The 6,982-nt window shown below is 66.7% G+C and carries 5 protein-coding genes; 3 read left to right on the top strand and 2 right to left on the bottom strand.

Annotated features, from left to right (window positions below):
• Both JZZ72_RS18775 and JZZ72_RS18770 read right to left on the bottom strand, forming a co-directional pair.
• Positions 1-614 (bottom strand): TPM domain-containing protein (locus tag JZZ72_RS18775; protein WP_210014888.1); only part of this gene is annotated, 614 nt, incomplete at its 3' end.
• Positions 614-1,210, bottom strand: a complete 597-nt coding sequence (locus JZZ72_RS18770; protein WP_210014887.1) for a LemA family protein — start codon at positions 1,208-1,210, stop codon at positions 614-616. The genes JZZ72_RS18770 and JZZ72_RS18775, both read right to left, overlap by 1 nt.
• 184 nt (positions 1,211-1,394) lie before the next feature.
• Between JZZ72_RS18770 and bglX the strand changes: the two genes are divergently transcribed.
• From bglX to JZZ72_RS18755, 3 genes are all read left to right on the top strand, one after another.
• Complete coding sequence (gene bglX / locus JZZ72_RS18765) at positions 1,395-3,689, top strand: beta-glucosidase BglX (protein ID WP_088515508.1); 2,295 nt, start codon at positions 1,395-1,397, stop codon at positions 3,687-3,689.
• Between the two features lie 63 nt (positions 3,690-3,752).
• Entirely contained in the window at positions 3,753-5,510 is a 1,758-nt protein-coding gene (locus JZZ72_RS18760) for a sensor histidine kinase (protein ID WP_043860785.1), read from the top strand.
• Entirely contained in the window at positions 5,504-6,847 is a 1,344-nt protein-coding gene (locus JZZ72_RS18755; protein ID WP_078479560.1) for a sigma-54-dependent transcriptional regulator, read from the top strand. Before JZZ72_RS18760 ends, JZZ72_RS18755 begins: the two co-directional genes overlap by 7 nt.
• Positions 6,848-6,982 lie beyond the last annotated feature (135 nt).

Raw genomic sequence — 6,982 nt, 5'->3', positions numbered from 1 at the left:
CCGCGGCCACCCCCGCCAAGGCCCTGCAGGGCGAACACGATGATGATCATCAGGATGAACAGGCCCACCGCCCAGACCGGCGCACCTTGCTGCTGCGCCTCGTCTGCCAGAGGTCGCGCCGGCTCGTCCAGCGGTGCGCCGCCCAGCACCTGAAGGATGGCCGCCGTGCCAAGCACGATGCCCTGGCTGAAGTCGCCACGGCGAAACGCCGGGGTGATCACGCTGTTGATGATGACCGAGGCCTGGGCATCGGTCAGGCGGCCCTCCAGGCCATAGCCGACTTCGATGCGCAGCTTGCGCTCCTGGGGGGCGACGATCAACAGCGCACCGTTGTCCTTGCCTTGCTGGCCGATGCCCCAGTGGCGCCCCAGCTGGTAGCCATAGTCCTCGATGGCCTGCCCCTGCAGGCTGGCCAGGGTCACCACCACGACCTGCTCGCCGGTGGCCTGCTCGTGGGCCTTGAGCATCTGCTCAAGCTGGCTGCGGGTGGCGCCGTCGAGCAGCTCGGCCTGGTCCACCACCCGTGCACTGAGCGCCGGGAACTGGGGCGCGGCCCACAGCCAGCCGCTCGCCGCCAGCAGCACCAGCAGCAGCGCCGCCTTGAGCACACGCATCAGAATTTCACTTCAGGCGCTTTGCCGGCATCGGCGCTGGTGGCCTCGAAGTTCTCGCGCAGCGGCATGTCGCTGTACATCACGCTGTGCCACAGGCGCCCGGGGAAGGTACGGATCTCGGTGTTGTAGCGCTGCACGGCGGCGATGAAGTCCTTGCGCGCCACCGCGATACGGTTTTCCGTACCCTCGAGCTGGGACTGCAGGGCCAGGAAGTTCTGGTTCGACTTCAGGTCCGGGTAACGCTCCGAGACCACCATCAGGCGCCCCAGCGCACCGCCCAGCTGGGCCTGTGCGGCCTGGAACTGGCGCAGTTTTTCAGGATCGTCCAGGGTGCTGGCATCGACCTTGATCGAGGTGGCCTTGGCCCGCGCTTCGATGACCGCGGTCAAGGTGGCCTGCTCCTGCCTGGCGTAGCCTTTGACCGTTTCGACCAGGTTGGGAATCAGGTCGGCACGGCGCTGGTACTGGTTCTGCACCTGGGCCCAGGCCGCCTTGACCTGTTCGTCGTATTGGGGAATGTTGTTGATGCCGCAACCGGCCAGCAGGCTGGCCAGTGCCAGCACCAGCCACAACCGTGCTCTGTTCGATACCTGCATTGTCGCTACGCTCCGTGAGTGCTCGAAATGCGCCGGACTTGAGGCATAATCCGACGCCGCCGCTGGATCGTGATGGCCCAATCGGCTAAAAGATGCCCCAGCAAACTACAACAATAGCCGCTTCCCCAACTTCGGCTTGCCAGTCTGCACCGTGACGACTGCCGCAGCCTTGAGAACAGAATTCATGAACAAGCTGTGTTTGCTGGGCCTGCTCGTCAGCCTGGCCAGCCAGTCGGCCTTCGCTGACTCGCCTGCCGCCGCGCCATTGCAAGACAAACAGGCGTTCATCGCCAACCTGCTCAAGCAGATGAGCGTCGAGGAAAAGATCGGCCAGTTGCGCCTGATCAGCATCGGCCCGGAAATGCCGCGCGAGAAAATCCGCGAGGAAATCGCCGCCGGGCGCATCGGCGGTACCTTCAACTCGATCACCCGTGACGAGAACCGGCCCATGCAGGACGCCGCCATGCGCGGGCGCCTGAAGATCCCGATGTTCTTCGCCTATGACGTGATCCACGGCCACCGCACCATCTTCCCGATCAGCCTGGGCCTGGCCGCCAGCTGGGACATGCAGGCCATCGCCCAGGTCGGCCGTACCTCGGCCCTGGAAGCGGCCGCCGACGGCATCGACATGACCTTCGCGCCCATGGTCGACATTGCCCGCGACCCGCGCTGGGGCCGTACCAGCGAAGGCTTTGGCGAAGACACCTACCTGGTGTCGCGTATCTCCAGGGTGATGGTCGAATCGTTCCAGGGCCGCAGCCCGGCCAACGCCGACAGCATCATGGCCAGCGTCAAGCACTTTGCCCTGTACGGCGCGGTGGAAGGCGGGCGCGACTACAACACGGTCGATATGAGCCCCACGCGCATGTACAACGAGTACCTGCCGCCCTACCGCGCCGCCATCGATGCCGGTGCCGGCGGCGTGATGGTGGCGCTGAACTCGATCAACGGTGTGCCCGCCACCTCCAACACCTGGCTGATGAACGACCTGCTGCGCCGCGACTGGGGCTTCAAGGGCGTGACCGTCAGCGACCATGGGGCGATCACCGAGCTGGTGCGCCACGGCGTGGCCGCCGATGGCAAGCAGGCGGCGCAGCTGGCGATCAAGGCCGGCATCGACATGAGCATGAACGACACGCTGTATGGCCAGGAACTGCCGGGGCTGCTCAAGTCCGGCGCGGTCAGCCCGGCCGAGCTGGACAACGCGGTGCGCGAGATTCTCGGCGCCAAGTACGACATGGGCCTGTTCGCCGACCCGTACCGGCGCATCGGCCAGGCCAAGGACGACCCGGCCGACACCTATGCCGACAGCCGCCTGCACCGCGACATCGCACGGGACGTGGCGCGTCGCAGCCTGGTGCTGCTGGAGAACCGCCAGCAGACCCTGCCGCTGAAAAAGTCCGGCACCATCGCCCTGGTCGGCCCGCTGGCCGATGCCCCGATCGACATGATGGGCAGCTGGGCCGCCGCCGGTCGCCCGCACCAGTCGGTGACCGTGCGCGAGGGCCTGCGCCGTGCCCTGGGCGACAAGGCCAGGGTGCTCTACGCCAAAGGCTCGAACGTGACCGGCGACAAGGCCGTGCTCGACTACCTCAACTTCCTCAACTTCGACGCCCCGGAAATCGTCGATGACCCGCGCCCGGCTGCCGTGCTGATCGACGAAGCGGTCAAGGCCGCCAGGCAGTCGGACGTGGTGGTGGCCGTGGTCGGCGAATCGCGGGGCATGTCCCACGAATCGTCCAGCCGCACCACCCTGGAGATCCCGGCGGTGCAGCGCGAGCTGATCAAGGCCCTCAAGGCCACCGGCAAACCGCTGGTGCTGGTGCTGATGAACGGTCGCCCGCTGTCGCTGGCGTGGGAGCGCGAGCAGGCCGACGCCATCCTGGAAACCTGGTTCAGCGGCACCGAGGGCGGCAACGCCATCGCCGACGTGCTGCTGGGCGACTACAACCCCTCGGGCAAGCTGGCCATCACCTTCCCGCGCTCGGTGGGGCAGATCCCGATGTACTACAACCACCTGCGCATCGGCCGCCCGTTCACCCCCGGCAAGCCCGGCAACTACACCTCGCAGTACTTCGAGGAGCCCAACGGCCCGCTGTACCCCTTCGGCTACGGCCTGAGCTACAGCACCTTCAGTGTGTCGGCGCCGAGCCTGTCGAGCACCACACTGAAACAGGGCCAGAGCCTGGAGGTCAGCGTGCGCGTGAAGAACACCGGCCAGCGTGACGGCGAAACCGTGGTGCAACTGTACCTGCAGGATGTGGCCGCCTCGATGAGCCGCCCGGTCAAGGAACTGAAGAACTTCCAGAAGCTCATGCTCAAGGCCGGCGAGGAGCGCACCCTGCACTTCACCGTGCAGCCGGACGACCTGAAGTTCTACAACAGCCAGTTGCAGTGGGTTGCCGAACCTGGCGAGTTCAACGTCCAGGTCGGCCTGGACTCCGAAACCGTGCAACAGCAACGCTTCGAGCTGCTGTAAGTCGCTGTGACGTTCACGGGGAAGTGCCTGGCAGCCTTCCCCCCTGCCAGGGTACTGCTTGCCATGCCGTTCACTTACCGCGCCGTGCGACTGGGCCTGATTCTGCTGCTGATCACCGCCGGCACCCTGCTGGCCGCTGGCTGGGCGATGAATCAGGCCAAGCGTCAGGCCATGCTCGACGATACCCAGCGGGCCAGCCAGCAACTGGCGCTGTACGCCAACTCGCTGCACACCCTGATCGAACGCTACCGCGCCCTGCCCGCTGTGCTGGCGCTGGACTCCGAACTCATCGCAGCCCTCGGTGGCCCGGTGGGCGAAGCGACCCAGGACGCGTTGAACCGCAAGCTCGAACGCATCAACGGCGCCGCCAGGTCGTCCACCCTCGAACTGCTCGACCACACCGGCCTGGCCGTGGCGGCCAGCAACTGGCGCCTGCCTACCACCTACGTGGGGCAGAACTACGGCTTTCGACCGTACTTCAAGCAGACCCGCACCCAGGGCAGCGGGCGCTTCTATGCAGTGGGGGTGACCAGCGGCATTCCCGGCTACTTTCTGTCCAGCGCGGTGCTGGGCGACCAGGGGCGGTTTCTCGGGGCCATGGTGGTCAAGCTGGAGTTTCCCGAGCTTGAGCGCGAATGGCGCCAGGGCAGCGACGTGCTGCTGGTCAGCGACGCCCGAGGGATCATCTTCCTGGCCAACCAGGATGGCTGGCGCTACCGCGAGCTGAACCCGCTATCGGCGGCCGATTTCAATGAGCTGGACGCCACCCGCCAGTACGACAAGAAGTCGCTCTTGCCCCTGCAGCGCCAGGTGCTGACCCGCTTTGACGACAACAGCCACCTGGTGCGCGTTCAGCGCCCCGAAGGCGACACCGACTACCTGTGGGAAAGCCTGCCGCTGGAAGCCGAGGGCTGGACCCTGCACCTGCTGCGCACACCGCGCACCGGGGATGACGAGCGCAACGCCGGGCTGACGGCCGCCGCCGTCTGGCTGACCCTGGTGTTCGCGGTGCTGTTCATCAGCCAGCGCCTGCGCCTGGCCCGCCTGCGCCAGCGCAGCCGCGACGAGCTCAAGCGCCTGGTGGAGGAACGCACCCATGAACTGCGCATGGCTCAGGAGGGCCTGGTGCAGTCGACCAAGCTGGCGGCGCTGGGGCAGATGTCCGCCGCGCTGGCCCACGAGCTCAACCAGCCGCTGACCACCCAGCGCATGCAACTGGCCACCCTGCGCCTGCTGCTCGACAGCGAGCGCCTGGACGAAGCACGCCAGGCCCTGCAGCCGCTGGACCAGATGCTCACGCGCATGGCGGCCCTTACCGGACACCTGAAAACCTTTGCCCGCAACAGCCCCAGCGGCCTGCGCGAACGTCTGGACCTGGCCACCGTGGTCGACCAGGCGCTACAGTTGCTCGACCCGCGCATCCGCGCCGAGGGCGTCAGCACCGCGCTGTACCTGGCGCGTCCGGCCTGGGTACGCGGCGACGCCATCCGCCTGGAACAGGTGCTGATCAACCTGTTGCGCAACGCCCTGGACGCCATGGCCGACAAAACCTGGAAACACCTGGAGATCCGTATCGAAAAGCAGCATGACCACTGGCACCTGAGCGTGCTCGACAGCGGCGGCGGCATCAAGCAGGAGCACCTGGGCTGCGTGTTCGACCCATTCTTCACCACCAAGCCGGTGGGCGAAGGGCTGGGCCTTGGGCTGGCGATTTCCTACGGCATCATCCATGAAGCCGGCGGACGCCTGCAGGTCGACAACCAGCCCGGCGGTGCGCGTTTCAGCCTGACCCTGCCCTGCGACCCGGAGCCTGCATGCTGAATGCGGTGATTGTCGTCGACGACGAGGCCAGCATCCGTACCGCGGTGCAGCAGTGGCTGAGCCTGGCCGGCTTCGAGGTGCAGCTGTTCGAACGTGCCGAGGCGTGTCTGGCACAGCTGCCCGAGCATTTTCCCGGGGTGATCCTGAGCGATGTGCGCATGCCCGGCATGGGCGGCCTGCAACTGCTGGAGCAACTGCAGGGGCGTGATGCCGACCTGCCGGTGATTCTGCTTACCGGGCATGGCGACGTGCCGATGGCGGTCGAAGCCATGCGCAATGGCGCCTACGATTTTCTGGAAAAGCCCTTCAGCCCCGACAGCCTGCTCGGCAGCCTGCGCCGCGCCCTGGAGAAACGCCAGCTGGTGCTGGAGAACCGCCGACTGCATGAACAGGCCGACCTCAAGGTGCGCCTGGAAAACACCCTGCTGGGCATGTCGCCTGGCCTGCAGCAACTGCGTCGCCAGGTGCTGGACCTGGCCGGGCTGCCGGTCAATGTGCTGATACGCGGCGAAACCGGTAGCGGCAAGGAGCGCGTCGCGCGGTGCCTGCATGATTTCGGCCCGCGGGCCGACAAGCCGTTCGTGGCGCTCAACTGTGCGGCGATCCCTGAGCAATTGTTCGAGGCCGAGCTGTTCGGACACGAGAGCGGCGCCTTCACCGGCGCCCAGGGCAAGCGCATCGGCAAGCTCGAATATGCCAACGGTGGCACGCTGTTCCTCGACGAGATCGAGAGCATGCCGCTGGCCCAGCAGGCCAAGCTGCTGCGGGTGATCCAGGAGCACAAGCTCGAGCGCCTGGGCGCCAACCAGAGCATCAGCGTGGACCTGCGCATCATTGCCGCCACCAAGCCCGACCTGCTGCTCGAAGCCCGCGCCGGGCGCTTTCGCGAAGACCTGGCGTACCGTCTGAACGTGGCCGAACTGCGCCTGGCGCCGTTGCGCGAGCGGCGCGAAGACATCCCCCTGCTGTTTGCCCATTTTGCCCGCGCCGCCGCCGAGCGCCTGGGCCGCAGCGCCGCCGACCCCAGTGGCGCACAACTGGGCCGGCTACTCAGCCACGACTGGCCGGGCAACGTGCGCGAACTGGCCAACGCCGCCGAGCGCCACGCCCTGGGGCTGGACGATGCGCAATCGGCGGCAGTGGCGCATACCGGGCAATCGCTGGCTGCCCAGCAGGAAGCCTTCGAGGCCCAGTGCCTGCGCGCCGCCCTCAGCCGTCATCAGGGCGACATCAAGGCGGTGCTCGAGGAGCTGCAACTGCCCCGACGCACCCTGAACGAGAAGATGCAACGCCACGCACTGGTGCGCGAAGACTTCCTCGAACGCCCCGGCTCATAGGCGGATTCTTGCCTATCGCTGCGCCGCCAATGAGCGGATTTCCGCTCATTCAACCTGCCAAACCCTTCTAAACCGGGCCTTCACTGGCTGGCACGGGTCCTGCTATGGCTCTGTCAGGCCGCGTTTACACGCGCA

Origin of the sequence: Pseudomonas palmensis (genome assembly GCF_017848315.1) — a bacterium.
GTDB classification, from domain to species: Bacteria; Pseudomonadota; Gammaproteobacteria; order Pseudomonadales; family Pseudomonadaceae; genus Aquipseudomonas; species Aquipseudomonas palmensis.
The sequence above is the reverse complement of the archived record's forward strand: the minus strand, read 5'-3'. Positions and strand labels throughout refer to the sequence as shown.